At 74.6% G+C, this 25,647-nt stretch carries 25 protein-coding genes and 1 pseudogene; 14 read left to right on the top strand and 12 right to left on the bottom strand.

Annotation, left to right across the window (positions count from 1 at the left end; translation table 11 throughout):
• Positions 1 to 28: 28 nt before the first annotated feature.
• On the top strand, positions 29 to 694 hold the full coding sequence (locus ABZ444_RS14360) for an SDR family NAD(P)-dependent oxidoreductase (RefSeq protein ID WP_357995713.1): 666 nt from the start codon (positions 29 to 31) through the stop codon (positions 692 to 694).
• Positions 695 to 786: 92 nt separating this feature from the next.
• On the opposite strand, the gene ABZ444_RS14365 is transcribed toward ABZ444_RS14360, so the two are convergent.
• Complete coding sequence (locus ABZ444_RS14365) at positions 787 to 1,857, bottom strand: saccharopine dehydrogenase NADP-binding domain-containing protein (RefSeq protein WP_357995716.1); 1,071 nt, start codon at positions 1,855 to 1,857, stop codon at positions 787 to 789.
• A gap of 71 nt (positions 1,858 to 1,928) precedes the next feature.
• On the opposite strand from ABZ444_RS14365, the gene ABZ444_RS14370 reads away from it, so the two are divergent.
• Positions 1,929 to 2,909, top strand: coding sequence for a helix-turn-helix domain-containing protein (locus tag ABZ444_RS14370; protein WP_357995719.1), 981 nt, complete (start codon positions 1,929 to 1,931; stop codon positions 2,907 to 2,909).
• Here the strand turns inward: ABZ444_RS14370 and ABZ444_RS14375 are convergent.
• The gene (locus ABZ444_RS14375) at positions 2,882 to 3,319 is read right to left on the bottom strand and encodes a cupin domain-containing protein (RefSeq protein WP_357995722.1); all 438 of its coding nucleotides are present in this window, start codon (positions 3,317 to 3,319) and stop codon (positions 2,882 to 2,884) included. The genes ABZ444_RS14370 and ABZ444_RS14375 overlap by 28 nt on opposite strands.
• Before the next feature lie 108 nt (positions 3,320 to 3,427).
• Here ABZ444_RS14375 and ABZ444_RS14380 point away from each other — a divergent pair, with 108 nt between their 5' ends.
• Positions 3,428 to 6,619, top strand: coding sequence for a BTAD domain-containing putative transcriptional regulator (locus ABZ444_RS14380; RefSeq protein ID WP_357995725.1), 3,192 nt, complete (start codon positions 3,428 to 3,430; stop codon positions 6,617 to 6,619).
• Between the two features lie 20 nt (positions 6,620 to 6,639).
• On the opposite strand, the gene ABZ444_RS14385 is transcribed toward ABZ444_RS14380, so the two are convergent.
• Positions 6,640 to 7,902 (bottom strand): serine hydrolase domain-containing protein, encoded by a 1,263-nt coding sequence (locus tag ABZ444_RS14385; protein WP_357995727.1) that lies wholly within the window; start codon positions 7,900 to 7,902, stop codon positions 6,640 to 6,642.
• 156 nt (positions 7,903 to 8,058) lie between these two features.
• Here ABZ444_RS14385 and ABZ444_RS14390 point away from each other — a divergent pair, with 156 nt between their 5' ends.
• The 4 genes from ABZ444_RS14390 (at position 8,059) to ABZ444_RS14405 (ending at position 10,233) form a co-directional block, all read left to right on the top strand.
• Entirely contained in the window at positions 8,059 to 8,403 is a 345-nt protein-coding gene (locus ABZ444_RS14390; RefSeq protein WP_357979189.1) for a VOC family protein, read from the top strand.
• Between the two features lie 18 nt (positions 8,404 to 8,421).
• Positions 8,422 to 9,300 carry an AraC family transcriptional regulator gene (locus ABZ444_RS14395; RefSeq protein ID WP_357995730.1) on the top strand — a complete coding sequence of 293 codons (879 nt, stop codon included), beginning with the start codon at positions 8,422 to 8,424 and terminating at the stop codon, positions 9,298 to 9,300.
• Between the two features lie 60 nt (positions 9,301 to 9,360).
• On the top strand, positions 9,361 to 9,798 hold the full coding sequence (locus ABZ444_RS14400) for an SRPBCC family protein (RefSeq protein ID WP_357995733.1): 438 nt from the start codon (positions 9,361 to 9,363) through the stop codon (positions 9,796 to 9,798).
• Between the two features lie 78 nt (positions 9,799 to 9,876).
• Positions 9,877 to 10,233: a PRC-barrel domain containing protein gene (locus tag ABZ444_RS14405; RefSeq protein ID WP_357995736.1), complete on the top strand. Its 357-nt coding sequence runs from the start codon at positions 9,877 to 9,879 to the stop codon at positions 10,231 to 10,233.
• Between the two features lie 100 nt (positions 10,234 to 10,333).
• Here the strand turns inward: ABZ444_RS14405 and ABZ444_RS14410 are convergent, their stop codons facing one another.
• Positions 10,334 to 11,182, bottom strand: coding sequence for a helix-turn-helix transcriptional regulator (locus ABZ444_RS14410; protein WP_357995739.1), 849 nt, complete (start codon positions 11,180 to 11,182; stop codon positions 10,334 to 10,336).
• A 104-nt stretch (positions 11,183 to 11,286) separates the two neighbouring features.
• Here ABZ444_RS14410 and ABZ444_RS14415 point away from each other — a divergent pair, with 104 nt between their 5' ends.
• Positions 11,287 to 12,768, top strand: coding sequence for an MFS transporter (locus tag ABZ444_RS14415; RefSeq protein WP_357995741.1), 1,482 nt, complete (start codon positions 11,287 to 11,289; stop codon positions 12,766 to 12,768).
• An 11-nt stretch (positions 12,769 to 12,779) separates the two neighbouring features.
• Here the strand turns inward: ABZ444_RS14415 and ABZ444_RS14420 are convergent, their stop codons facing one another.
• Positions 12,780 to 13,541 carry an alpha/beta hydrolase gene (locus ABZ444_RS14420; RefSeq protein WP_357995744.1) on the bottom strand — a complete coding sequence of 254 codons (762 nt, stop codon included), beginning with the start codon at positions 13,539 to 13,541 and terminating at the stop codon, positions 12,780 to 12,782.
• A gap of 156 nt (positions 13,542 to 13,697) precedes the next feature.
• On the opposite strand from ABZ444_RS14420, the gene ABZ444_RS14425 reads away from it, so the two are divergent.
• On the top strand, positions 13,698 to 14,354 hold the full coding sequence (locus ABZ444_RS14425) for a class I SAM-dependent methyltransferase (RefSeq protein WP_357995747.1): 657 nt from the start codon (positions 13,698 to 13,700) through the stop codon (positions 14,352 to 14,354).
• 12 nt (positions 14,355 to 14,366) lie between these two features.
• On the opposite strand, the gene mltG is transcribed toward ABZ444_RS14425, so the two are convergent.
• The 4 genes from mltG to ABZ444_RS14445 all read right to left on the bottom strand — a co-directional run bounded on the left by mltG (position 14,367) and on the right by ABZ444_RS14445 (position 19,315).
• On the bottom strand, positions 14,367 to 15,305 hold the full coding sequence (mltG, locus tag ABZ444_RS14430; protein WP_357995749.1) for an endolytic transglycosylase MltG: 939 nt from the start codon (positions 15,303 to 15,305) through the stop codon (positions 14,367 to 14,369).
• Positions 15,302 to 15,814 (bottom strand): SigE family RNA polymerase sigma factor, encoded by a 513-nt coding sequence (locus tag ABZ444_RS14435; protein ID WP_357995752.1) that lies wholly within the window; start codon positions 15,812 to 15,814, stop codon positions 15,302 to 15,304. The genes mltG and ABZ444_RS14435 overlap by 4 nt, the downstream gene beginning before the upstream one ends.
• Before the next feature lie 79 nt (positions 15,815 to 15,893).
• On the bottom strand, positions 15,894 to 18,578 hold the full coding sequence (locus tag ABZ444_RS14440) for a PQQ-binding-like beta-propeller repeat protein (protein ID WP_357995755.1): 2,685 nt from the start codon (positions 18,576 to 18,578) through the stop codon (positions 15,894 to 15,896).
• Positions 18,536 to 19,315, bottom strand: coding sequence for a hypothetical protein (locus ABZ444_RS14445; protein WP_357995758.1), 780 nt, complete (start codon positions 19,313 to 19,315; stop codon positions 18,536 to 18,538). The genes ABZ444_RS14440 and ABZ444_RS14445 overlap by 43 nt, the downstream gene beginning before the upstream one ends.
• Positions 19,316 to 19,537: 222 nt before the next feature.
• Between ABZ444_RS14445 and ABZ444_RS14450 the strand changes: the two genes are divergently transcribed.
• The 4 genes from ABZ444_RS14450 to ABZ444_RS14465 all read left to right on the top strand — a co-directional run bounded on the left by ABZ444_RS14450 (position 19,538) and on the right by ABZ444_RS14465 (position 22,809).
• A complete protein-coding gene (locus ABZ444_RS14450) occupies positions 19,538 to 20,122 on the top strand; it encodes an NAD(P)H-dependent oxidoreductase (protein WP_357995761.1) in 585 nt (194 codons plus the stop codon).
• Positions 20,119 to 21,591, top strand: a complete 1,473-nt coding sequence (locus tag ABZ444_RS14455) for a DHA2 family efflux MFS transporter permease subunit (protein WP_357995764.1) — start codon at positions 20,119 to 20,121, stop codon at positions 21,589 to 21,591. Before ABZ444_RS14450 ends, ABZ444_RS14455 begins: the two co-directional genes overlap by 4 nt.
• The gene (locus ABZ444_RS14460; protein WP_357995767.1) at positions 21,588 to 21,974 is read left to right on the top strand and encodes a MerR family transcriptional regulator; all 387 of its coding nucleotides are present in this window, start codon (positions 21,588 to 21,590) and stop codon (positions 21,972 to 21,974) included. Before ABZ444_RS14455 ends, ABZ444_RS14460 begins: the two co-directional genes overlap by 4 nt.
• Positions 21,975 to 22,059: 85 nt before the next feature.
• Positions 22,060 to 22,809, top strand: a complete 750-nt coding sequence (locus ABZ444_RS14465; protein WP_357995769.1) for an SDR family oxidoreductase — start codon at positions 22,060 to 22,062, stop codon at positions 22,807 to 22,809.
• Positions 22,810 to 22,829: 20 nt separating this feature from the next.
• On the opposite strand, the gene ABZ444_RS14470 is transcribed toward ABZ444_RS14465, so the two are convergent.
• Both ABZ444_RS14470 and ABZ444_RS14475 read right to left on the bottom strand, forming a co-directional pair.
• Positions 22,830 to 23,024, bottom strand: coding sequence for a phosphotransferase (locus ABZ444_RS14470; RefSeq protein WP_357995771.1), 195 nt, complete (start codon positions 23,022 to 23,024; stop codon positions 22,830 to 22,832).
• Positions 22,930 to 23,175, bottom strand: a pseudogene (locus ABZ444_RS14475) (phosphotransferase); the annotation flags it as partial. The pseudogene ABZ444_RS14475 and the gene ABZ444_RS14470, both read right to left, overlap by 95 nt.
• A 265-nt stretch (positions 23,176 to 23,440) precedes the next feature.
• On the opposite strand from ABZ444_RS14475, the gene ABZ444_RS14480 reads away from it, so the two are divergent.
• Entirely contained in the window at positions 23,441 to 24,493 is a 1,053-nt protein-coding gene (locus ABZ444_RS14480) for a P1 family peptidase (RefSeq protein WP_357995774.1), read from the top strand.
• Between the two features lie 7 nt (positions 24,494 to 24,500).
• Here the strand turns inward: ABZ444_RS14480 and ABZ444_RS14485 are convergent, their stop codons facing one another.
• Positions 24,501 to 25,613, bottom strand: coding sequence for an NAD(P)/FAD-dependent oxidoreductase (locus tag ABZ444_RS14485; protein WP_357995777.1), 1,113 nt, complete (start codon positions 25,611 to 25,613; stop codon positions 24,501 to 24,503).
• Positions 25,614 to 25,647: the final 34 nt, after the last annotated feature.

Consider the following 25,647-nt stretch of genomic DNA (forward strand, 5'->3'; position numbering starts at 1 on the left):
ACCCGTCCTGCCGGGATGATCGGCCGGCATGGGGAACGTGCTGCTGACCGGGGCCACCGGAGGCATCGGAAGGGCGCTGGCCGCCGCGCTCGGCGAGGCCGGGCACCAGGTGATCGCCATCGGCCGGGACGTCGGGCGGCTGGACGTCGGCGGGATCGAGGCCGACCTGGCCGACCCCGCGTCGCTGGCCCCCGCCATGGAGGCGCTGACGGGAGAGCCGGCGGAGATACGCGCGGTGGTGCACTGCGCCGGGATCTCCCCCGTCGAGGCCGTCGCCGAGGCCGGCCCCGACACGTGGCGGCGCACGATGGCGGTGAACGTGGCCTCCGCCGCCGAGCTCGTCCGGCTCACGTTGCCCGCGTTGCGGCGCGCCAAGGGGCATGTGATCTTCGTGAACGCCTCCCCCGGGCTGACCGGCGTCCCGCGCTGGTCGGCGTTCGTGGCCAGCAAGGCGGCGCTGCGCGAACTGGCCGACTCGCTGCGCGAGGAGGAGGCCGTCCACGGGGTCCGGGTCACCACGGTCTACCCCGCGGCGACGGCGACCGACCTGCTGGGCGAGGTCAGGGCCGCCTTCGGCCGCCCGTACGACCCGGAGGCGTGCATCCGGCCGCGGTCGCTGGCCGAGATGGTCGTGTGGGCGCTGAACGCGCCGGCCGACTCCTACGCCTGTGAACTGTCGGTGCTGCCGGGCTGACCCCCGGTCGGACCGTCAGGACGGCCTCGCCGGTCGCCCCGCTCGTGTGCCCCTCGGGGCCGCTCAGGACGTCCTGGCTGATCGCGCGCACCTCAGCGCTGCGCGGCGGTGTCGAGCTCGACCTCGATGTGGGGCGACAGCGCCCGCAGGAAGTCCGACGCGTCGAAGATGCGCCCCGCCGAGGCCACCCCGGCGGCCCTGGTCCGGCCGGTGAGGATGCGCTCGACGGCCTCCACCGCGAGCGGCGCGCTGACGGCGTAGATGTCCCGGCCGCGGGCCACCGCCCGGCGTTCCGCGGCGCCCGAACGCACGACCACGTCCACGACGAACGGCTGCGCCGACCGTCCGTGCTCGTCGGCCGCGACCGGGGCCGGGGTGTCGGGGTTCACCACGTCCGTGGCCGCCTCGACCGTCATGTAGTTGCGCACCTCCGGGACGTCCAGGTGGCTCGGGACGGTCACGATGTCGGCCATCGAGAACTCCGCGATGACGTCGCGCGTCCCGGCCGGCTCGGGGAAGGACCACTTCTCGGCCGGCGCCCGGTCGTCGCGGTACTCCAGCCGGCCGCCGGCGTGGCGGACGCGCCGGCCGTCACGCCGCTCCCTGGAGACCTTGCCCGCGGCCCGGGTGCCGGTCGTGGGGTGCCAGCTGTCCAGCCCGTAGGCCACGTGCGCCTGGTCGGCGCCGGTCCAGTCGGCCATCGCCGCCGTGACCAGCAGGTCGCCGAGCCCGCCGAAGAAGGCCATCGCGGGGACGATCACCGCCCCCGCCTCCCGGGCCCGCTCGGCGAACAGCTCGAAGGTGTCGACGTTGGCCTCGATCTCGGCCGCGACGTCCACGTACGGGACGCCGGCGCGCAGGGAAGCCTCGATCACGGGGGCGGCCGTGGCGGCGAAGGGCCCGGCGCAGTTGATCACCGCGGCCACGCCGTCCAGGGCACGGTCCAGCGCCGCCGGATCGTCCACCGGCGCCTGCCGGACCTCCAGCCCGGGGTACGCCTCGGCCAGCGCCCCGAGCGCGTCGCCGTCGCGGCCCGCCAGGACGGGGACCAGCCCGCGCCGCAGCGACTCCGCCACCACGAAACGGCCCGTGTGCCCATAAGCGCCGTAGACCGCCACCGCGGAACCCGCCGCCTTGTTCTGTGTCATGTCCGAATCAGCCATGCGGACATCCTGGCGGCCCACCGCGTCGCCGCACGAGCGTCCGGAACGACATCATGCGTACAATTCCGGACGTGACCACAGTCGCGGTAGCCGTCGCCGACGGGATCCTGCACTTCGAGCTGGCCCTGGCCTACGAGCTGTTCAGCTCGCCCCCGCCCGTCCCCGTCGAGCGCTGGTACGAGCCGGTCATCTGCGGCGCCGGCCCCGTACGGGCCGACGGGCGGTTCCTGCTCGAACCGGACGCCGGGCTCGACCGGCTCGTCCGGGCCGACACGGTGATCGTCCCCGGCTGGGCCGAGGTGGACGAGGAGCCGCCGGCCGACCTCGTCGCGGCCGTGCGAGCGGCGCACGAGGCGGGCGCCAGGGTCGCCTCGCTGTGCACGGGCGCGTTCGTCCTGGCCGCGGCCGGCCTGCTGGACGGACGGCGGGCCACCACCCACTGGTCCCACACCGAGACGCTGGCCGCCCGCCATCCCCGGATCCAGGTCGATCCCGACGTGCTCTACGTGGACGAGGGCAGCGTGCTCACCGCCGCGGGCAAGGCCGCCGCCCTGGACCTGTGCCTGCACCTGGTCCGCCGCGACCACGGCTCGGCGGTCGCCAACGCGATCGCGCGCCGCCTGGTCGTGGCGCCGCACCGGCCCGGCGGCCAGGCCCAGTTCGTCGCCACCCCCGTCCCCGAGCCGCACGGGCACCCCCTCAGCGACCTGCTCGCCTGGGCCGGCCGGCACCTGGACCAGCCCCTGACGGTGGAGGACCTGGCCCGGCGGGCGAACATGAGCTCGCGCCACCTCGGCCGCCACTTCAGGTCCATGACCGGCACCACCCCGTTGCAGTGGCTGCTGACCCAGCGCATCCGCCGCGCCCAGGAACTCCTGGAGACCACCGACGACGGCGTGGACGCCATCGCCGAGGCCACCGGCATGGGCACTGCGGCCACGCTGCGCCGGCACTTCAACCGTACGGTCGGCGTGCCTCCGGACGCCTACCGCCGCACCTTCCGCGCCCGCGGGGCGACGCCCGCTCAGCGGCCGGCGGGGTGGAAGTCGTAGGGCTTGGAGTCGTAGACGTAGTAGACGCAGTCGGCGCCCGCGGCGCACTTGCCCCAGTGCTCGGCCTTCGACGGGTAGTACAGGTAGTCGCCCGCGCCGATCCGGTACGTCTTGTGGCCCTTGACGTTCCAGAGCATCACGCCCGAGACGCCGACGACGTGCTCGGGGCTGGTGTGCCAGTGCGGCGAGAAGGGCGTGCCGGCCTTGAGGGTGAACATGGCCTCCGAGGGGCCGGTCTTCGGGTCGCCCTTCAGCTGCACGAACGTGCAGCCCTTCAGCCCCTCGCAGGGTGAGCCGGCCTCCTTGTGCGAGTGGTGGACGACCTTGCCGGGGCCTGAGTCGGCGTACGCGCTGGGAGCGCCGAGCGCCATGAGAGCCAGCGCGCCGGCCGTGATCACTTTTCTGAGCATCTCGATCTCCAAATGGACTGCGGTCCGAATATGTCCGGCAACGTATCGGACTGCGGTCCGCTTCGTCAAGGGCGTCACGGCTCCCCGCCGCGTGCCAGACTCCTGGCCATGGCGGATTCGACCAGGCCGGACGGCGACGGCGGACAGCTGCGCGTCGGCGTCCTCGGACCCCTGTCGCTGGTGACCGCCGGCGGTCCGGCGCGGATCGGCGGCGCGCGGCTGCGGGTGCTGCTGGCCAGGCTGGCCCTGGACGCCGGACGTGCCGTCCGGCCGGAGACCCTGGCCGAGGCGTTGTGGGACGACGCGCAGCCGGAGGCCCCCATGCACGCGCTGCAGTCGCTGGTGTCCCGGCTCCGGCGCGTACTCGGGCATCCCGGGCTGCTGGTCTCCGGCCCCGCCGGGTACCGGCTGGCCGTCGAGCCGGACGCCGTCGACGCCGTACGGTTCGAGCGGCTGGTCAGGCAGGGACGCGCGGCCGCGCGGGACCGGCCCGCCGAGGCGGCCGCCATCCTGCGGGAGGCCCTGGGCCTGTGGCGCGGGCCGGCCCTGGCCGACGTGCGGGCGGCGCCGTTCGCCGCCGCCGAGGCCGACCGGCTCGAACGTGCCCGGCTGGCCGCCCTGGAGGACCGCGTCGAGGCCGACCTGACATCGGGCGCCGACCTCGGCCTGGTCGCCGAGCTGGAGTCGCTGGCCGCCGCCCACCCGCTGCGCGAGCGCCTGCACGCCCAGCTCATCCGGGCACTCGCCCGCGACGGCCGCGGCGCCGAGGCGCTGGCCGCCTACCAGCGCATCCGCGCCCGGCTCGCCGACGACTTCGGCGGCGACCCGGGACCGCACCTCCAGCAGGCCCACCTGGCGGTCCTGCGCGGCGAACTTCCCGGCCCCCGCCGAGCGGCCGGGCCGTCGCCGTCGAGCCGGTCGCACGGCAACCTCGACGTCCCGCTCACCAGCTTCGTGGGCCGCGACGAGGACGTGCGCCGGGTGACCGGCCTGCTCGGCCGGGCCCGGCTGGTCACCCTGGTCGGCCCCGGCGGGGCGGGCAAGACCCGGCTGGCCGGCGCGGTCGGCCGGCGGCTCACGCCGTCCGGCGGGGTGTGGTTCGTGCCGCTGGCCGCGGTCGGGGCCGACGACGTCCCCCGCGTGCTGCTCGACCTGGTGCGGACGCGCAAGGAGGGCGCGCCCGCACGGCCTGAGCCGGACGACCTGGCCGAGCTGCTCGCGGACGACGACCTGGTCCTGGTGCTGGACAACTGCGAGCACGTGATCGAGGCCGCCGCCACGCTGTGCGGGACGCTGCTCGGCCGCTGCCCGCGGCTGCGGGTGCTGGCCACCAGCCGCGAGGCCCTGCGGATCGACGGCGAGACCCTGCACCCGGTGCTGCCGCTGGACCTGCCCGAACCGGGCGCGACGCCGGAGGCGGCACGGTCCGTCGCGGCGGTCCGGCTCTTCGGCGACCGCGCCGCCGCCGTACGGCCCGGCTTCGCCCTGGAGGGCGGCGCGCTGGCGGCGACCGTCGAGATCTGCCGCCGCCTCGACGGCCTGCCGCTGGCGATCGAGCTGGCCGCCGCCCGGCTGCGCACCCTGCCGGTCGAGGCGGTCGCGGCCCGGCTGGACGACCGGTTCCGGCTGCTCACCGCCGGCAGCAGGACGGCGCTGCCGCGCCACCGCACCCTGGCCGCCACCGTCGCCTGGAGCTGGGACCTGCTCGACCCCGGCGAACGGGCCCTGCTGGAACGGCTGTCGGTCGTGCGCGGCAGCTTCACCGAGGACGCCGCGGCGGCGATCGGCGGCTCGGACGACGTGCCGGAGCTGCTGGCGGCGCTGGTCGACAAGTCCCTCCTGCACCCGGCGGACTCCGCCGACCCGGCCGAGCCGCGCTACCGCCTGCTGGAGACCATCCGCGAGTACGGCCTGGCGCGCCTGGCCGAACGCGCCGAGGTCGCCGCCACGCGGGACCGGCACGCCCGGTTCTTCCTGCGGCTGGCCGAGGCCGCCGATCCGCACCTGCGCACGTCGGACCAGCTCCGCCCGCTGGCCCGCCTGTCGGCGGAACGCGACGACCTGTCGGCCGCGATCCGCTGGACGGTCGAGTCCGGCGACGCCGGGCGGGCCGTCCGGTTCGGCGTCGCGCTGAGCTGGTACTGGTTCCTGCGGGACTTCCCGCCGGAGTCGCTCGACCTGCTCGGCCGGGTGCTCCAGGCCGGCGGTCCGGCCGACCGGCGATCTCGCGCGCTGGTCGCCGCCGCCCACGCGATCGCCACCGTCGAGGCCGCCGGGCCGGAGGAGACCGACGCCGCCCTCGACGGGATCAGGACGGCCCTGGCCCAGCTCGTCCCAGGCACACATCCCATCGCGGAGATGGCCCGCCTGGCGGTCGGCATAGCCGCGAAGGGCGACCACGCCGTGCCGGAGGAGGGGGCGGACGCGTGGAGCAGGTCGCTGGCGCTGCTGGTCAGCGGCGTGCTGGCGATGAACACCGGCCACTTCGCCGAGGCGAAGGACGCGCTGGCCCGCGCGCTGGCCGGCTTCGACCGGCTCGGCGAGCGGTGGGGCCAGGGCATGACGCTGAGCGCCCTCGGCTCGGCGCTGGTCCGGTCCGGCGCACCCGCCGCCGCGCCCGCCCTGGCCGAGCGCGCCACCCGGTGCTTCCGCGAGCTCGGCATGCCCGAGCACACCATGGAGAACGAGGTGGCCGCCGCGCTGCACCGGGCGGAGTCCGGTGACGTGAACGGCGGGCGGCGGGACCTGACCGGCCTGCTCGACCGGGCCGGGCGGAGCGGGTCGGCCGAGTCGAGCACCCAGGTGCGCCTGGGCCTGGCCCGGCTGGAGCTGGCCGCCGGGCAGGCGGCGACGGCCCGCGAGCACGCCCTGGCCGGTCTGGCCTGCGCCCCTCCCGACCGGTCCACCACGCCGCCGCTGACCGCGCTGCTGCTGGGCGTACTGGCTCGGGCGGACCTCGCCGAGGGGTTCCCCGACCGCGCGGCCCGCCGGCTCGACCATCCGGCGGTGCGCCTGACGCTGACGTGGCACACGCCGGTCGCGGCGGCGACCGCGGTCGTGGCCGCCGCGATCGAGCTGGGCCGTGACCGGCCGGAACGGGCCGGCCGGCTGCTCGGGGCCGCCACCGTGCTGGGCGGCTGGACCGGCTCCGGCGACGCCGACGTACGGCGGCTCACCCGGCGGGCCGAGGCCGCCCTGGGCGCCGCGGGGTTCGCCGCCGCGCACGCGGGCGGCGCGGCGATGTCGCGGGCGGAGGCCGAGGGCCTGGTGACGACGGTCGCCGCCGCGCCGCCCGGCTAGCGCCGCTCAGCCGGTGTCGCTCAGCCGGTGCCGGGCACCGGCTTGCCGAACATCGTGCAGGTCACCGCCGTCTGCAGCGCCTGGACGGCCTTGGCGAGCTTCGGATCGGCCTCGAACTCGGCCCAGTACTCCGCCGCGACGAGCACGGTGGCCGTGCGGCCGCCGGTCCGGTCGGTGAGGTTGGTGGTCAGGTAGCCCGGCATGCCGCCGTCGTGGCCCCAGAACGTGCCGCACGGATGGGCGGCGGTCTGGATGCCCAGCCCGTAGCCGGGCCCGTCCGGTTGCCGCGGGTCCATCGGGACGGTGGTGCGCAGCTGGGCGAGCTGGGCGGCGGGCAGCAGCCTGCCGGACATGAGCGCGGCGTGGAAGCGGGCCCAGTCGCGGGTGGTGGACACCACCGCCCCGGCCGGGCCGCCCCAGCCGGGATCGTGGCCGGAGACGTCCACGTGGCCGTCGTGGCGTGGCCCGGCGAGCCGCCGGAACGCGGCCGGCACCGCGGGCGGCTGGTGGGCGGCGTCCGGCTCGTAGCCGCGGGCGTACGAGCCGCGCCAGGCGGGCCCGGTGGCGTAGTAGGTGTGGCCGAGGCCGAGCGGCCGGGCGATCCGGTCCCTGACCAGGTCGGCCAGGCTCGCCCCGGTGACCCGCTCCAGGACGGCGCCGATGGCGGCGTAGCCGGTGTTGCTGTAGGACCACCTGGCGCCGGGCGCGAACAGCGGAGCGTGCTTGACCCCCAGGGCCAGCAGTTTCGCCGGGGTCCACCGCCGCCGGTCCTTGCCGAGCAGCGCGGGCCGGATCGCGGGGTCGTCGGTGTAGTCGTACAGGCCGCTGGTGTGGTTCAGCAGCATGCGCAGCGTGATCGCGCCGCCACCGGGCACCTTGCCGGGCAGCCACTTGTCCACCGGGTCGGTCAGGGCGAGCCTGCCCTCGGCGACGAGTTGCAGCACCAGCACGGCCACCATGGTCTTGGTGTTGGACCCCATGCGGAACTCGTCGCCCGCCCTGAGCACGTGGTCGCGTCTGGTCCAGGCGGCCTGCTCGGCGATCTCGACGGGCCGGCCGCGGCCGTCGTCGACCCGGACGAGCACGCCGGGCGCCCCGGCCGCCACCGCCTCCCGCGCCAGGCGCTGCAGCAGGGCAGGCGTCCCGTCCCCGGCGGGCCGGGTCGTGGCGGCGGCCGGGAGGGCCGCGACCACGGCCAGGCTCACGGCCGGCACGACGGCCGTGAGCGCGCGCAGCCACCGCGGCCGCGCCGCCCACCGGGACGGGACATCACAGGGGTACATGAACCGGTTCCTCCTCCATCGGGTGACACCAACGCCCTCACCCTCCGGCCCCCCGCTCACAAACCGCACACATCCCGCTGTCAGCCGCCCCCGCGGCGATGAGTTCGCCCCGCATGCGCGGTCTTCACCCTGGAACGACAGGAAGGAGTGGTCCGAGTGGATCTGTACAGCGTGGTGTGCGTACGCGACCGGGCGGCGGCGCAGAAGTGGTACGAGGTGTTCTTCGGCCGCCCGGCGGACGAGGTCGTCGGCGAGGAGCACCTGTGGCGGGTCGGCGAGAACGCGTGGGTCGTCATCGACGACCGGCACATGCGGGCCGCGCGGGTCGGCGGCACCATGATCACGTTTGGCGTGTCCGGCCTCGACGACATCCTGGCCAGGCTGGCCGGGCACGGCATCGAGCACGGGCCCGTGGAGACGTACGGCAACGGCGTGCGCCACGTGGACGTCCTCGACCCGGACGGCAACAGCCTCTCGCTGGCCGAGGCCCCGCCGCGATGACCCGGTTAGGCTCGGGACGTGTTCGACTCGCCCGACTTCGACCTGGCGCCCTACGCCGGCCTCGACACCTCGGCGTACGTGCGGCACACGTACAACAGCTGGGACGACGCCGGCTGGCGGTCACTGCTGGTGCAGGGCTTCCGGCACGCGCCCGAGGCCGAGCACTTCGCCCTGCCCGCCGTGTCCGACCTGCATCTCGTGCTCTGCGTGGCGGGGAACGCCGACCTGCGGATGCACGCGGGCGGCAGGCCGGCACGACGGCGCTGGGTCCCGGGCCACCTGGAGCTCATGGTGCCCGGCCGCGCCGGGTCGATCAGCTACCGGGCGGCGGCCGGGCTGAGCACCGTCCAGGTGCACGTCCCCGCGGCGGCCGTGCGGCGGGCCGTCGAGGCGCTGGGCGGTCGCGAGCCCGACTTCGAGGCGAGCGCCGCCGCCCTGGCGACCGGTGACCCGGTCGTCGAGCAGCTCCTGCGCGCGCTGCCGGGCCGCGCGGCGGCCGGCGACCTGTACGCCGAGTCCGCCGCCGCCTTCCTCGTGACGCACCTGCTGACCCAGGGCGGGGCCGGCCGCCTGCCCGGCCCCGAGCACGCGGCCGTCCGGGCGGGTGTCGCCATCATGACCGAGCGCCTGGCCGAGCCGCTGACGCTGGCCGCCATCGCGGCCGAGGTGCATCTGAGCGTGTACCACTTCGTCCGGGTGTTCCGGGAGGGCACCGGCCAGACGCCCCACCGGTACCTCACCCGGTTGCGCATCGAGGAGGCACGGCGGCTGCTGTCGTCCACCTCGCTCAGCGTCGAGCAGATCGCCGGGCGCTGCGGGTTCGCCGGTGCGGGCTCGTTGTCGTCGGCCTTCCTGCGGCAGACCGGCGTGCGTCCGTCGGCGTACCGCAAGAACTGATCGATCGACGGCAATCGTGCGCATGGCCCGCGGGTGGGGCCGGTGCCTACGTTGGGGCTCATGCCGTACTCCTTCGCCGTGACCGCTCGCTCGCAGGCCGCCCCCGAGGCCGTCTTCGCGGCGCTCACGCACGCCGCCACCTGGCCGTCGTGGTCGCCGATCGACTCCGCCGACGTCGAGGGCGGCGATCCGGCGGCCCGGCAGCAGGCCGGCGACACCAGGGTCTTCCGCACCGGGCGCAACGTCTCGCGCGAGCGCGTCGTCGAGCTCGTCCCCGACCGGCGGTTCGTCTACGACAACCTGGGCGGCCCGTTCCGCTCCTACCGCGGGACGGTCGAGCTCGCGCCGGCCGCCGACGGCGGCACCGACATCACGTGGTCGGCCGCCTTCGAGCCGAGGATGCCGCTGTCGGGTGGTTTCTGGCGGTGGTACCTGACCCGTTTCATGCAGGGCATGGCCGACGGCCTCGCCGCGTACGCCGCCCGCGCGACGGAGTGACCGCGGTCCGATGTTTGGCGCGGCTGGACCGGGAAGAGTGGGTGGGCAACGTTCTCTAGATCATCAGGAGGAAACGCCTTGTCTCAGGACATGTGGAGCTACGGTTCCGACGTCTACGGCGACAAGACTCTCGACGTGGTCGGCTTCGACGTCGAGGCCACCGACGGCTCGATCGGCTCGGTGGACGAGGCGAGCCACACCGTCGGCGACAGCTACCTGGTGGTCGACACCGGTCCGTGGATCTTCGGCAAGAAGGTCGTGCTGCCGGCCGGCACCGTCACGCGGATCGACCCGCAGGAGCGCAAGGTCCACCTCGCGCGGACCAAGCAGGAGATCAAGGACTCGCCGAAGTTCGACGAGGACGCCACGTACAACGACGACGCCCACCGCGACGAGGTGGGCGCGTACTACAACCGCTTCAACGGCACCGTCTGACCCCGCGTAACCCGGGTACCCGCCGGGCGCGACGCGCGCCGCAGCAGCTGTCAAGGCCCCACAGCTCTGCGACCGGCGGGCCCCCGAGGGGCCGGACGTCTCAGGACGTCCGGCCGGTCTGGTGGGTCAGGATGCGCAGGGCGTCGGCGGAGGACGGGTCGGCCGGGGTGTAGATCTCGACCCGGTGGTCAGGGCTGTCGGGCTGGAGCCAGACCTGGTAGTCGACGCTGACCGCGCCGACCGTGGGATGCCGCAGGTGCATCGTGCCCACCGTGCAGTCGGCGACCTCGCCCACCGCCCACAACGCCGCGAACTCCGCGCTGTGCATGGTCAGCTCCCCGATCAGCTCCGCCAGGCGGGCGTCCGAGGGGAACCGGCCCGCGGTGAGCCGCAGGTAGGCGACGTGAATACGGGCTAGTTCGTCCCAGTTGCGGTGCAGGTCGCGGAAGAGCGGATCCAGAAAGAACATCCTCGGGACGGACGGGCGGTTCGCCGGATCCCACGGCGCCTCGAACGGCAGATGTTCCCCCATCAGCGCGTGACCCGCACGGTTCCACGCGAGCACGTCCCCACGCCGGCCGAGCACGACCGCCGGCGTCGTGTCCTTCAGCGACTCCAGGAGCGCGAGCACCCGCGGACGAGGCTCCTCCGCGGGCGGCCGGGACAACCGGGAACGGGCCGGTTGCCGGGCCAGATTGTGCAGGTGGACGGTCTCGATCCGGTCGAGCCGCAACACCCGCGCCAGAGCGTCGAGCACCTGCTCCGAGGCGGTCTCCGCCTGCCCCTGCTCCAGACGCGTGTAGTACCCGGCGCTCACCCCCGCGAGCTGCGCCAGCTCCTCGCGCCGCAGCCCCGGGACCCGGCGGGCCGTCCCGAACGTACGCAGCCCGATCGCGGCGGGCGTGACCCGATCACGACGGCTCTTCAGAAACGCTCCGAGACTCTCCACAGCACCGAGCCTAGGCCGACCGGCGGGCCGCGTGGGTACACCTGCTGGGTGCACCCACGCCAGGGGGATGGTTGCCCGGCGCGTCCTGCCCGAGTGTCGGCCCCATGTATCGACAGCACACGCCCACTCCCCCGGGCCTGCGGGCCTGGCTCGGTCTCCTGGTGATCCTCGGGCCCGTCCTGCTGGTCTCCATGGACGGCTCGATCCTGTTCCTGGCGATGCCCCGGATCAGCCAGGCACTCACGCCCACCGCAGGCCAGGCCCTGTGGATCCTCGACGTCTACGGCTTCGCCGTCGGCTCCCTGCTGATCGCGTTCGGCAACCTCGGCGACCGGTACGGGCGGTTGCGGCTGCTCATGGTCGGCGCCGCGGTGTTCGGCGCCGGTTCCATGGCGGCGGCGTTCGCGCCCAGCGCCGAGCTGCTGATCGCGGCCCGCGCGCTGATGGGCGTGGCGGGCGCGACCCTGCTGCCGTCGGCGCTGGCCGTGTTGAGCGAGCTGTTCACCGACCCGCGGCGCCGGGCGCAGGCCATCGGCGTGTTCGCCGCGGCGTTCGCGGCCGGGTTCGCCGCCGGGCCGATCGTGGGCGGCGTGCTGCTGGAGCGGTTCTGGTGGGGGTCGGTCTTCCTGGTCAACCTGCCGGTACTCGCCCTGTTCCTGGTCTTCGCGCCGATCCTGCTCCGCGAGGTGCGGGCGACCCGCGCCGGGCGCGTGGACGTGCCCAGCGTCGTGACGTCCGCGGCCGGGCTGCTGCTCACGATCTACGCGCTCAAGCACGCCGCCGCCGAAGGGTTGTCGGCCGTCCCGGTCGTCGCGGGGGCGGCCGGGGTGGGGCTGCTGGCGTGGTTCGTCCGCAGGCAGCGCGGGCTCGCACAGCCGCTGATCGAGTTCTCGCTGTTCCGCGACCGGGTGTTCACCGTGGCGATCGTCACCGGGCTGCTGCCGCTGGCGGCGTGGTCGGCGACGGCGTACCTGTCGGGCGTCTACCTCCAGTCCGTCCTCGGCCTGCCCGTGCTGCACGCGGCGCTGCTCGCGCTGCCCGGCGCGGTGGTGCTCACCGTCACCTGCGTCGTCACGCCCTTCGTGGTCGACCGCGTCGGCAGGCGGGCCGCGCTCGCCGTCTGCCACTTCTCCGTCGCGGCGGGGCTGCTGCTCCTGCTGCCGACAACCGTCACGGGCGGTGTCGGCTGGTACGTGGCGTCCACGGTCGTCGCGGGCGTCGGGTACGGCATCTCGTTCAGCGTCGTCGCGGACACCGCGGTCGGGGCCGTCCCGCCGGAGCGGGCCGGAGCGGCGGGGGCGCTGGCCGAGACCAGCAACGAGATCGGCAACGCCCTCGGGATCGCGCTGCTCGGCTCGCTCGCCGCCCTGGTCTTCCGGCTCCAGGGACCGGACCTGGCCCCCACCCTGGACGAGACACTCCAGCTGCCCGCCCTCGTGCCGGCGGCGGCCGCGCAGGCCGGGACCGCGTTCGTCGCCGGGCTGCACGTGGCCGCGGCGGTGGCCGGGGCCCTGCACGTGGTGCTCGGCGTCGTCGCCCTGCTGCGAACGCCGGTACGACACGCCCCGCGGCCGGTCGGCCACTGAGGGGCGCGCCCTCAGCCGTCCGTCAGGAAGGCGAGGGCGTCGGGGGCGAACCGTCTGTCGGTGAAGGTGCCGCTGTGGCTGCGGCCGGGGTAGACGACGAGCTGCGCGTCGGGGATGCCCTCGACCGTCCGCCGGGCCAGGTCCAGCGGGTAGACCAGGTCGTCGCCGCCCTGGATCAGCAGGGTGGCCGCCTTGATCTCGTGCAGCCGGCCGCGCAGGTCGAAGCCGTCCTCGGCGTTGAGCACGGTGACGGCGTCGGCGTGGTCGGCGCGCCCGCCGTCCGACAGCCACAGCAGGCCCCTGAGCAGGAAGCGGCCGAGAGCCGACTCGGTGACGATCTCGGCCAGCGCGGGGCTCGGCCGCCTGCCCTGGCGGGCCCGTTCGATGTAGCCGCGCTGGGCCCGCCGGCCGGCCGGGCCGAGGGTGCCGGCCGTGCCCGCCAGGACGAGCCGGTCGACCAGGCCGGGATGGTCGGCGGCCAGCTGCAGGGCGATGGATCCGCCGGTGGACAGGGCCAGCACGTCGACCGGCCCGTCGAACGTCGTCCTGATCGCCTGCGCGAAGATCGCGGCGAGGTCGGCCATCGTCGTGGTGGACGGCAGCCCGGGCGGGCGGTTGACGACGTACACGGTGAAGTCCCGGGTGAACGGTCGCACCATCCGCATCGTGGACCAGCGCGTCATGCCCGTCGGGTTCGCCGCCTGCGGGGTGTAGATCAGGACGATCAGGGGCGGCCCTTCGCCGGCCGACAGGTACGGCAGGTCGTTCAGCATGGGGGGATCCCTTCCGTGGCCGCACCGGCCGCTGTATCCGTATGAACAGTTTGGTTTTTTGTTCACAGCATACGCGAGAACGGGCGGCCCGTCGTGGGGAACGCGCGGCGGCGACGGCTCGGTGACACCGGGGCCGATGGGCTACAGTCGTCCGCCATGGCCGACTCCTCCCCCTACCTCACGGCGACCGCGCGCGCCTACGACGCCGTCGCCGACCTGTACGCCGACCTCGCCCGCAACTCGCTCGACCGCCTGCCGCTGGACCGCGCGACGGTCGCCGTGTTCGCCGAACTGGTACGGGCCGCCGGACCCCGGCCCGTGGTCGAGGCCGGGTGCGGCCCCGGGTACATGACGGCCCACCTGCGCGACCTCGGGCTGGACGCGTTCGGCGTCGACCTGTCCCCCGCGCTGCTCGACATCGCCCGCAGGGACTTTCCCGGCCTGCGTTTCGAGCTCGGTTCGATGGACGCCCTCGACGTGGCCGACGGCGAGCTGGGCGGTCTGATCTCCTGGTATTCCATGATCCACGTCCCGCCGGCGGAACTGCGGCCGTACTTCGCCGAGTTCCGCCGGGTGCTGGCCCCCGGCGGTCACCTGCTGGTCGGCTTCTTCGAGTCCGAGGGCGAGCCGGTGACGGAGTTCGACCACAAGGTCACGCCGGCCTACCGGTGGCCGATCGACGAACTGGCCGCCCTGGCCCGCGAGGAGGGGTTCGTCGAGGTGGGCCGGATGCTGCGCGAGCCGTTGGAGGACGAACGGTTCCGCCGCGGCCACCTGCTGATGCGCGCCGCAGCCCCCGGCGACGCACACTAGACGAACGGGCGCTCATCCTCGGTAGCCGGGCTGCCGGGCGCGTTCGGTCAGTTCGGCGTACTCCTTGCCGGTCGTGGCGAAGCCCAGAGTGCCGCGCTTCGGATCGGTGAGCACGAAATACAGCCAGGAGCCCGCGGCCGGGTCGAGGGCGGCCCTGAGCGCGGCCTCGCCGGGATTGGCGACGGGCCCCGGCGGCAGGCCCTTGTGGCGGTAGGTGTTGTACGGCGAGCGCACCTTCACGTCCTCGACCGTGACGGGCCCGCGGCGCCTGCCGAGCGCGTAGCGGACGGAGCTGTCGACCTGCAGCATCATGCCGCGGGCCAGCCGGTTGAGCAGGACGCGGGCCACCTTCGGCATGTCGGCCTCCGTGGGCGACTCGGCCTGGACGAGGCTGGCCACGATGACGACGTCCAGGGCGTCGGACCGGGCGGCCAGGCCGAGTTCGTCCGCCGTCTCGCGGAAGCGGGCCACCATCCCGCGCAGGATCTCGTCCGGGGCGGCGGAGCCGGCGAACCGGTACGTGCCGGGGAAGGCGAAGCCCTCCAGCCCGCCCTTCGCGTACGGAGGCAGGCCCAGCGCCCGGCCGTCCCCGGCGGCCTTCGCGAACGACTCCGCGGGCCTGCCGGTCACGCGGGCGAGGTCGTCGAACAGGCCGGAGATCCGCTCGCCGTCGTTGACGACCTCCACCTGAGCCCGTCCCGGACCGGGGCGCGCGGCCGCGGACGGCTCCGGGCGGCCCGCCTCGGGCGCGAGGACCCGGACGGCGACCGTGCCCCCGGCGGCCAGGACGACGACGGCGGCCGCCGCCGCCAGCGTGGCCCCCCTCCGGCGGGCAGGACGTTGCGGCAGGAACCGGGCGGGATGTTGCGGGAGGAACCGGGCGGGAGGCGGTGGCGCCTGCTCGTCCGCCATGTCGGCGAGGGTCTCACGCAGCAGGTTCTCGATGTTCAACGGAACTCCCTCACGGCGCTCAGCTCGGGGGCGGTCTTCTTCAGCCGCTCCAGCGATCGGTAGATCTGGCTGCGGACCGAGCCCACGCGCACGCCCAGCAGGTCCGCGATCTCGGTCTCCGACTTGTCCTCGAAGTAGCGCAGGACGAGCATGGTCCGCTGCCGGGGTGTCAGCCTGGACAGCGCCGCCCGCATCGTCAGGCGCAGGTCGGCCGCGTCGGCGTGCCCGTCGCCGGGCCGGTCGAGCCGCTCGTCCGTGCTCACCTCCACGACCCGCGACCGGCGGCGCCACCGGCTCACCTGCTCGTGGTACATCGTGCGGCGGACGTACCCCTCGACGGCCTCGGGGTCGCGCAGGCTGCGCCACCGCGCGGCCGTCTTCGCCAGGGCCGACTGGACGAGGTCCTCGGCGGCGTGCCGGTCGCCGGTCAGCAGGTACGCCGTGCGGAACAACGCCCCCGACCGGTCGATGACGAACTGCCGCAGAACCGCCTCGAAGCCTGGATCCACCCGTCCTCCTCGTGATGTCACACCCACCAAGGACGAGCGGGCGTCCCGGAACTATGCCGGACGCCGGAAAGAGCGCCCGTCAGGAGTCCGACGTGGGACGGGCGTAGAGGTTGCCGTTGGAGCTGCCGAGGTAGACGAAGCCGTCCCGCACGACGGGCTCGGTCCCGACGAGGCCGCCGGTCCGGAACCGCGACCGCACGGCGCCGGTGGCGGGGTCGAGGGCGTACAGCGTGCCCTCGCGGTCGGAGACGTGGACGGTGCCCTCCGCCGCCACGGGGCCCGTGCCGAGGCCGCCGGGCAGTGGGCGGCGCCAGCGCACCCGTCCCCTGTCGAGCGCGTACAGCGTGCGGTCGCGGCCGGCGGTGTAGACCAGGCCGTGCGAGACCGCGGCGCTCCATCGGTACATGGGCTGGTCGCCCGCGGCCCGGAAGCTCCACAGGTGCTCGCCGGTGGCGGCGTCCAGGGCGTGCGTGGTGCCCTGGACGTCGCCCAGGTAGACCGTGCCGCCGGTCACCAGCGGGCGGGCGGCGACGGTCCCGGAGATGCGCGACCTCCATCGGACCTCGCCCGAGACGGCGTCCAGGGCGTTCACCTGGCCGCCGCCGCTCGCCGCGTAGACGGTCGCGCCGGACCGCCGCACGAAGACGCGGTCGTGCCCGGAGCCGAGCCGCAGGCGATGCCGCACGGTGCCGGTGGCGGGGTCCAGGGCGTACAGCACGCCGTGGTCGCTGCCGGTGAGGACGACCTCCCCGGCCGCCGTGAACTCGGGGGTCAGCACGTCGCCGGGCGGTTCGAAGGTCCACAGCCGTCTGCCGGAGCCGGCGTCGAGCGCCACGAGCCGGGCCTTCGTGGACCAGGCGGGGTGCCTGGTCCACAGGTAGAGGCGGCCCGCGGCGACCGCGATGCCCCCGGACACGCCGATCCTGCGCGTCCAGGCCGGGCGGCCGGTCGCCGCGTCCAGTGCCACCACCCTGCCGGTGAGGGCCGCGTACACGACGCCGTCCGCCACCACGTGGTCCTCCTCCAGCAGGCCGTCCGTCCGGTGGCGCCAGCGCACCGCGCCGGTGGCGGCGTCCAGCGCGGTCACCGTTCCGTCGGCGCTGGACGCGTAGACGACGCCGTCGGCGACCACCGGCTCGGTGCGCACCGCCGCGTCGGCCGGGAAGCTCCACCCGCGCTTGCGGACCGGGACGGGAGCGCGCGCGCCCGGCCGGTACCGGGCCAGCAGCCGGTCGCGCAGCAGCGGCGAGAGCAGCCGCACCGCCTGCCGGGACGACGAGGTCAGCCGGACGACGACCGGACCCACGTTGACGAGGGTCGCGCCGTAGAAGCCGTTCGTCGCCTCCACCGTGGAGGACAGGAAACCCGGGGCCTCGGTGGTCGGATCGACGGCCTCGGCCGCCCTGACGGCCGCGGCCTCGGCGGCGTACAGCCTGCGCGCCCCTTCCTCCGACGGCGACACCCATTCCACCGACACCGACACGACGGCGCCGTCGTCGGCCGGCGGGATCCAGTCGCACCTGACCGTGCCGTCCGCCGCCGGGGCCGGGGCGTAGCCGTCCGCGAAGGCCGCCAGGTCGCGGGTGGTCAGCAGGCCGCAGGCGTCCGGCCAGGCGGTCTTCGGGCGGGCCGTCCCCATGACCAGCCGGTACGCCGTCAGCCGCCCGTCGCCGAAGACGAAGGCCAGGTCCCGGCTCGCCCCGGCGAGGGAGGCCAGGTGGGCGGGCAGGTCGATCGGCAGGCCGCGGAGCCGTCCGGTGCCGGGGTCCACCGCGACCAGGTAGGCGGGCAGCGGCCAGGGACGCAGGCCCGGCCGGACGGTGGCGGGCCCGGCGTACAGGGGCGGCAGCCATCGGTCCGGATCGGTGACCTCGGCGGCCTGCGAGCCGGCGGACAGCAGGCGGCCGTCGGGGCCGAGGAAGAAGTCGTCCTTGCCCACCCTGGCCTGCGCGTACCCTTCGGCGTTGGCCGTGAGCCCGATCGGCGGGCCCGCGCCCGCTGTCGCGGACGTCGTCGTCAGCGGGCGCGTCCATGTCGACCGCAGGGTGCGCGGATCCGTCGAGGACAGCCGCACCTCGCCCTGGCAGGAGCTGAGCAGCCGTAGCGATCCGGCCGTCGCCGCCCCGGTCAGCCGGCAGCGTCCCGGGTGGGCCGACCGGGCCGTGGTGGTGCCGGTCCGCACGTCGAGCGCCAGGATGCGGACGGGTTCGTCGGGTTGCTCGACCACCACGACGCCGCGCCCGGTCGTCATGATCCGCGGGCCGTGGTAGTAGCCGGTGTCGCCCAGCGTGGGCCGGTGCGGGGCGACGGTGACCGGGTGCCGCCACAGCGGCGCGCCCGTGGCCAGGTCGTGGCCGTACAGGGTCTGCCCGGCGTCGTCCGGTCCGCCCCTGGCGACGACGAGCGTGCCGCCCGCGATCCAGACGCCGGTGACGGACGACGGCCGGTCCGGCCCGGCGAGGACGGTGTGCCGGAGCTCGCCCGTGCGCGGGTCGAGGATCCGTACGGCGCCCTGCCGGGTCGCCACGGCCACCGCCCGGTCGGACACGGCGTGGCTGCGGGCCTCCTCGCCCATGACACCGCTCCCGGCCTCGACGGGCACCGACCACGACGCCCGCCACTCGACGGGCACGCGGGCGAGCCCCCTGACGCCGGCCGCGGCCGAACAGGTGGCCAGGACGACCACCAGCACGACCGCGCCCGACCGGCAGCCGCGCGCGGTCAGCACCTCCCGGCCTTGGCGAGCTTCCGTTCGATCGCGCACGCGTCGCCCCTGGAGATCGGCCGCCAGCCGCCGAGCGGGGAGGGCGTGTAGTAGGCGTGGTAGGTGCCCGAGGCGCCGGTCACCCGGAACGGCGTGCTGTCCGGCCCCTGGATCGTCAGCTGCTCGGTCCGGTCCCCCGCGAGCACGGTGACGACGAGCTCGAAGGCGTAGTAGGCGGCCGTGCCCGTGACCGACATGGAGAGCGTGACCCGTTCGTCCTGTTTGAGGTCGATCTGCTTCTTCCGGAAGTACGAGGTATCCGGGTCGTCGGGCGTGGTGAAGCGCGGCGCTGGCTGGTCGAGGTCGGCGGACAGCTGGATGGCGGGCGATTCCCCGGCGGGGGTGTGGACGAACAGCGCGCCGTCGGAGACGGGCCTGCGGTCGAGGACACGCGGCTGGACGTCCACGACGCGCAGGCTGCTGCGGTTGCCGACGAGCACGACGGTGACGTCGGCGCTCTCCAGCGGGGCCCGGTCGTGCCGCGCCATGACCTCGTCGCGCCGGGGGCCGGACGCGGCGCCCAGCAGGAGCGCCCGGTCCGCGGGGGCGGTCACCGCCTCCCTCAGCGTGGTGTCCTGGGCGGCGTACTCGACGGCCACGTGGCCGACCTTGATCGGAGGCTCGCCGCTGATGTCGCCGACGGTGTCGGAGCCGCGCGCGTTGAACCAGGCGGTGAACACCACCCCGGCGGCCGCGACGATCACCGCGCCGGCGATGCCCGCCAGCCACGTCCGCACGGCCTTCCATCCTCCGGCCGCCGCCGGAGGGGCGGAGGCGGCACGCCTTCTCCGGCGCGCTCTGGCCATGCGGATGCCCTTCGTCGGCGGCCTGCGGTAGCTGATGTATAGCTGATGGGACGCTGCGTAACCGCCGTGTTGACGAATTCGGTCTGGAAGGGGGCGCGGCCCCGAATTCGGCGACTTGAGTTCGCCCATAGGCGAACTCCTAGCGTCTCTGCCATGACGGAGAACAACGCCGACAGCCGCCTCCGGATCGCCGTGGTGATCGGAAGCGTGCGCAGGCCCAGAATGGCCGACCCGCTCGCCGCCTGGCTGGAGCGCGAGCTCACCACGATCGACTGGCTCGACCTCGACATGATCGACCTGGCCGCGGTCTCGCTGCCGATGCACGAGCTGCAGCCCGGTGGAGGGGCCGCGTCCCCGATCGGCGACGCGCTCGCCTCCGCCGACGGGTTCGTGTTCCTCGTACCGGAGTACAACCACAGTTTCCCCGCCGCGGTGAAGAACGCGATCGACTGGCACTTCACCGAGTGGGCGTACAAGCCGGTCGCGTTCGTCGGGTACGGCGCCTCCGGCGGCGTCAGGGCCGTGGCGCAGTTGCGCATGGTCTTCCCCGAACTGCGGGCCGCCACGGTCCGCGAGTCGGTGCTGATCCCGATGGCGTGGGAGCACCTGGACGCCGACGGCCGTTTCGTTCCTCCGCCGGGCACGACGCAGGCGCTGCACACGACGATGGGCGAGCTGCGCACGTGGGCGCGGGCACTGCGTTCCGTCCGCGTCACGGACCTGGCCGGTCGGCGGTGAGCGGACTGACCGGGCCGGAGCTGCGCGCCGCGGTCGTCCTGATGGCCGGCGGGCTGCTGGCGGTGCTGGACGCCACGATCGTCGTGGTGGCGCTGCCTGCGCTGATGGCGACGTTCGGCGCGTCGCTGAGCTCCGTGCAATGGGTCATCACCGCGTACACGCTCGGGATGGTGGCGACGATGCCGCTCGCCGCCGGGCTGGCCGCGCGCTGGGGCGCCCGGCGGGTGTACCTGGCGGCGCTGGTCGGTTTCGCGGTCGCCTCCGCCGCGGCCGGCGCGGCCGGCGGCCTGGACGGGCTGATCGCCGCTCGCGCGGCGCAGGGCCTCAGCGGCGGCCTGATGGCGCCGCTGGGGATGGCGATCGGGTTCGGCGCGGTCGCGCCCGAACGCCGCAGCCGGATGACGGCGGTCGCCGGGCTGCCGATGTTGATCGGGCCGATCCTGGGCCCGCTGCTCGGCGCGGCGCTCCTGGGCGCCGGCTCCTGGCGTGCGCTGTTCTACGTCACCGTGCCGCTGGCGCTGCTGACCGCCGCGGTTGCGCCGGCCTGGTTGCCGGCCGACCCCGAGCGCGGCCGGCGCGTCCGGCTGGACCTGGTGGGGGCGATGTCGCTGGTGCCCGGCATCGTCGCGGTGGCGTACGGCATCAGTGCCCAGGACAGCCCGGCCTGGACGCGGATCGCCGCGGTGGCCACCGGCGCGGTGCTGGTCGTGGCCTTCTGCGCGCGGGCGCTGAGGCGTCCGGAACCGCTGCTGCGGATCCGGCTGCTCGGCGATCCGACGTTCGGCCGGGGCGCCGCGGTGCTCGCCCTGTACGCCGCCCCCTACTTCGGCTCGGCCCTGCTGATGCCCACCTACGTTCAGACGCTGCGTCTCGACAGCGCCTCGGTCACGGCCGCGCTGATGATCCCCGGCGCGGTCGGCATGGGCCTGAGCCTGCAGGTCGCCGCCCGGCTGCTGGAACGGCTCGGCCCTCGGCGGGTCGTCGGCACCGGGCTCGGACTCGTGATCGCCTCGGGCGTGGTCCAGGTGATCATCCTCGCGCCGGACACCCCCTATCCGGTGCTCGGCCTGTTCGCGCTCCTCCAGGGAGCGGGCACCGGCGCGATCATGATGCCGACGATGTCCGGTTCCAGCCGGAACCTCCACGGCCCCGACCTGGCCTCGGGTTCCGCGCTGTTGTCGCTGGTGAGCACGGTCGCCAACGGCATGGGCACCGTGGCGGTCGGCGCGCTGTTCACGGCGCTGACCGCCGCGATGACCGGTGGCGCGTCGCTCGCGGCCCTGGCCGCGATGGACGCGGCGGACCGGGCCGCGCAGGCTCTCACCGTCACCGACGCCCTGCGGCTGACCCAGGCGGCGGCCCTCGTGGTGATGTCGCTGGCCCTCGTCGTACGATTGCGCTCTCCGGCCCGGCCTTCGGCGATCGCGGGCCGGCGGGAGTCGGCTGAGAGGACGGTGGGCGCGCCATGACCGTCACCGCCCGTCCCGGCTCCGAGGCGATCCCGGCCTCGCTCACCGTCGGGCAGGTGGCCAGGGCCGCCGGGGTGACGCCCAACGCCGTCCGCTTCTACGAGCGCTACGGCGTGATCACCGGCCATCGCAACAGCGGCAACGCCCGCCGCTTCACCGTGGACGCGGTCTGCCGGATCAAGCTCGCCCTCGCCGCGCAGCGGGTCGGCATCACCCTCAAGGAGAGCGCCGACATCCTCTCCGGCATCCCGCCCCTGTCCCGCGACCTCGGCCAGTGGGTCGCCGCGGGCGAGGAGCTCGTCCGGATCGGCCGCGCCCGCATCGACCAGCTGCAGACGACCGTGAACGAGCTGGCCACCCTGGACTTCCTCCAGTCCCCTTGATCGCCCTGCGGGCAACGAGCGGCACGCCTGCCACCCGCCCGCCCGCGGCCTTCGGGTGACTCATCCCGATCGACAGGAACCCATCATGAGCAACCTCCATGGCAAGACAGCGCTCGTCACCGGCGCGAGCAGAGGGATCGGCCGGGCCATCGCCCAGCGCCTGGCCGGTGACGGCGCGCGCGTCGCCGTCCACTACGGCGGCAACGACCAGGCCGCCGCGGAGACCGTCGCCGCGGTCGAGGCGGCGGGCGGGCAGGCGTTCGCCCTGCGGGCCGAGCTGGGCACGCCCGGTGACGCCGAACGCCTGTGGGCCGCCTTCGACGCACGCGCCGACGGGCTGGACATCCTGGTCAACAACGCCGGCATCCTGAACGACGAGCCCGGTATCGAGCACGTCACCAGACAGCAGTTCGAACGGCTCTTCGCGGTCAACGCCACCGCGCCGTTCTTCGTCACCCAGCTCGCACTTCCCCGGCTGCGTGACGGCGGCCGGATCGTCAACGTCTCCACGATGCTGACCCGCGGCTCGGCGATGCCGACGGCGATCAGCTACGCCATGTCCAAGGGCGCGCTCGACGTGCTCACCTCGACGCTGGCCAAGCAGCTCGGGCCGCGCGGGATCACCGTCAACACCGTGGCGCCCGGCGTCATCGACACCGACATGCACCAGGGCAGACTCGTCGGGGAGGCGCTGACCTGGTTGTCGTCGCTGTCCCCCATGGGCCGCGTGGGCACCCCCGCGGACGTGGCCGACGCGGTGGCCTTCCTGGCCGGCGACGACAGCCGCTGGGTCACCGGCCACTGGCTGGACGCCTCGGGCGGCACCCTGCTCTGACGGCGCCGAACGGGCCGTCCCTAACCGAGCAACCACAGGACCCGCGCGGCCTGAACCGCCAGGGGGCCGTCGAGGCGGGAGATGTGCTCGCACAGCTCGCCCAGCTCGAAGGCGCGATCGTTGCGGCCGGAGTCCTCCCAGTCGACGAGCCGGACGCGGCGGTCGTGCTCGTCCCACAGGTAGTTCGCGCGGTTGCCGTCGGCCACGGCCGCCACGGGCCCCCAGGGGGGCGGGCCCGACCGTTTCCACCACCCGGCGCGGAAGCCGGTGCAGCCGGTTCAGGGCGCCGGCCAACGCCTGGATCTGCTCGTCGGTGGCCTGCTCGCCGCGCAGGACGCGGCCGGGCAGCCGGCTCATCACGATCATCGGCGGACGACCGTCGAGCGCGGCCCGCACCGGGGGCAGGGGCGAGGCCGGGGGCGTGTCGGGCGAGGAGGGTGAGCGCCTGCCATTCCCGGCGCGGTTCTCCCCGCCCCCACGAGGCGTAGCGCTTGATCACGACGTCGTCGTGGAGTTCGAGGTCGTGCGTGCATCGGCCGGCCGTCATTCGCCCCTTCCGGTCCCGTGCGGTCGGTGGACGGGTGGTCCTCCGGCCAGGTAGGCGGAGCGGAGCCCCGACAATGGGAACATTATGGACAATCACCTCACCGCAGCCACCAGGGGACGCGCGCGGGCGCGCGAACTGGGCGTCGTCGTCGGCGCCCTGCCGACCGGGCCGTTGAACGCGATCACCGACGTCGAAGGCGTCCTGGTCGGCCACACCACCCTCGACGACGGCGCCGATCTGCACACCGGGGTCACCGCCATCGTTCCCCGTCAGCTCACCGCCGAACGGCGGGCGCTGCCCGCGGCCGTGTACGCCGGCAACGGATACGGCAAACTGGTCGGCTCCACCCAGATCGACGAACTCGGCGTGCTGGAGTCGCCCGTCGTCCTGACCGCCACGCTGTCGGCGTTCCGGGCGGCGGACGCGCTGCTCACGTACCTGATGGAGCGCAGCCCGGAGGGGATCTCCTTCAACCCGGTCGTGGGCGAGACCAACGACGGTTTCCTGTCCGACATCCGGCGCCGCCCGATCACCGAACGGCACGTGCTCGACGCGCTGGAGGGTGCGTCCGGCGGGCTGCCCGCCGAAGGATGCGTGGGAGCGGGCACCGGGACGACGGCGCTGGGCTTCAAGGCGGGCATCGGCACCTCGTCCCGGCGGCCGGTGGCCGAGGGGGCAGCGGTGACGGTCGGGGCGCTCGTCCAGGCGAACTTCGGCGGCGTGCTGACCGTGGGGGGCGTCCCGATGCCGGTCGAAGAGCTCGTCCCGGGGGCGGCGAACGAGGAGCCGATCGGCAACTCCTGCATGATCGTGGTGGCCACCGACGCGCCGCTCGACGCGCGTCAGCTCGCCCGGCTGGCCCGCCGGGCGATCTTCGCGATGGGCCGCGTCGGGGCGTCGTACTCCAACGGGAGCGGCGACTACGCCATCGCCTTCACCACCGCGCCGCCGGAGCTCCCTCGCCTGCCCGACGCCGGCCTGAACCCGCTGTTCGCCGGGGTCATGGACGCGGTGGAGGAGGCGCTGCTCAACTCCCTGTTCACCGCCACGACCACCACCGGCGTCCGCGGCCGGACCCGGCACGCCGTTCCGTACGACCGGCTTCCGCGGACCGGCGCGGCAGAGCCGGTCGGCTAGTCACCGGTCAGGACGACTGGACCTCGTCGAAGACGGCGAGGGCCGTGGCGGGATCCGGGCCGACCAGACGTTCCAGGCCGTCCGCCGTCATCTTCGCCCACTTCCCGGCCCGTTCCCACATCCGCTCCTCGAAGGCGCGGACGGCCTCGTCCGGATCGCCGGGGGCGGCGGCGAGGGCCTCGGCGAGTTCGGCGCCCTCCAGCATCGCCAGGTTCGCGCCCACCCCCAAGGGCGGCATCAGGTGGGCGGCGTCCCCCAGGAGCGTCACCCCGGGGACGTGGGTCCAGGTGTGGGAGACGGGCAGGACGTAGAGGGGACGGTCGGCGAACGCGGTGCCGTGGCGCAGGAGGTCGAGCACGGGGTCGGCCCAGCCCTCGAACAGCGCCAGCAGGCGGGACCGCACGGCCTCCACGCCGTCCGTGCCCGCGTGCCGGTCCAGCGGCGCGCGGAACTGGGCGTACACCTTGACGTGGCCGCCGCTGTTGCGCTGGGCGACGATGGCGCGGTTGACGCCGTAGACGGCCAGGGAACCGTCGCCGATCAGCCGGGCGAGGTCCGGGTGGCGGGTGTCGACGTCGTCGAGCGAGGTCTCGACCGCGGTGACGCCGGTGTAGTGCGGCGTCGCGGCGGAGACCGCCGGGCGGACCCGGGACCAGGCCCCGTCCGCACCGACCACGAGGTCGAACGTCTCCTGCCGCCCGTCGGCGAAACGGACCGGCACGCCGTCCCGGGTTCCGGGCGCCACCTCCGTCACGCCGTGTCCCCACCGGACGTCCAAGGGGCCGAGCAGCAGGTCACGCAGCTGCCCGCGGTCGATCTCCGGATTTGCCACGTCGTCCGGACCGGGCCGCCAGTCGCGGAGCACGGCCCCGTCCGGGGCCAGGATGCGCATGGCCTGCCCCTCGGGACGGGACAGCGCCCGGAACTCCGCCAGCAGCCCCGCCTTGTCCAGCGCGCGCTGGCCCATCCCTTCGTGCAGGTCGATCGTGCCGCCCGGAGGACGGGCGTCGGGCGCGGCATCGCGTTCGAAGACGGTGACGGGGTGGCCATGGCGGTGCAGGACGCGGGCGAAGGTGAGGCCCGCGGGGCCGCCTCCCACTACAGCGATACGATGTCTCATGTCGATACACTGTATTTGGCCGAGACGCTGTATC

It is taken from the genome of Nonomuraea sp. NPDC005730, assembly GCF_040630865.1.
Classification (GTDB): domain Bacteria; phylum Actinomycetota; class Actinomycetes; order Streptosporangiales; family Streptosporangiaceae; genus Nonomuraea.

Coding starts and splice junctions, on each gene's coding strand:
- ABZ444_RS14480 (WP_357995774.1), top strand. CDS start 23,441: ATGGACAATCACCTCACCGCAGCCACCAGGGGACGCGCGCGGGCGCGC.
- ABZ444_RS14415 (WP_357995741.1), top strand. CDS start 11,287: ATGTATCGACAGCACACGCCCACTCCCCCGGGCCTGCGGGCCTGGCTC.
- ABZ444_RS14360 (WP_357995713.1), top strand. CDS start 29: ATGGGGAACGTGCTGCTGACCGGGGCCACCGGAGGCATCGGAAGGGCG.
- ABZ444_RS14385 (WP_357995727.1), bottom strand. CDS start 7,902: ATGTACCCCTGTGATGTCCCGTCCCGGTGGGCGGCGCGGCCGCGGTGG.
- ABZ444_RS14380 (WP_357995725.1), top strand. CDS start 3,428: ATGGCGGATTCGACCAGGCCGGACGGCGACGGCGGACAGCTGCGCGTC.
- ABZ444_RS14420 (WP_357995744.1), bottom strand. CDS start 13,541: ATGCTGAACGACCTGCCGTACCTGTCGGCCGGCGAAGGGCCGCCCCTG.
- ABZ444_RS14460 (WP_357995767.1), top strand. CDS start 21,588: ATGACCGTCACCGCCCGTCCCGGCTCCGAGGCGATCCCGGCCTCGCTC.
- ABZ444_RS14465 (WP_357995769.1), top strand. CDS start 22,060: ATGAGCAACCTCCATGGCAAGACAGCGCTCGTCACCGGCGCGAGCAGA.
- ABZ444_RS14425 (WP_357995747.1), top strand. CDS start 13,698: ATGGCCGACTCCTCCCCCTACCTCACGGCGACCGCGCGCGCCTACGAC.
- ABZ444_RS14365 (WP_357995716.1), bottom strand. CDS start 1,857: ATGGCTGATTCGGACATGACACAGAACAAGGCGGCGGGTTCCGCGGTG.
- ABZ444_RS14450 (WP_357995761.1), top strand. CDS start 19,538: ATGACGGAGAACAACGCCGACAGCCGCCTCCGGATCGCCGTGGTGATC.
- ABZ444_RS14400 (WP_357995733.1), top strand. CDS start 9,361: ATGCCGTACTCCTTCGCCGTGACCGCTCGCTCGCAGGCCGCCCCCGAG.
- ABZ444_RS14375 (WP_357995722.1), bottom strand. CDS start 3,319: ATGCTCAGAAAAGTGATCACGGCCGGCGCGCTGGCTCTCATGGCGCTC.
- ABZ444_RS14485 (WP_357995777.1), bottom strand. CDS start 25,613: ATGAGACATCGTATCGCTGTAGTGGGAGGCGGCCCCGCGGGCCTCACC.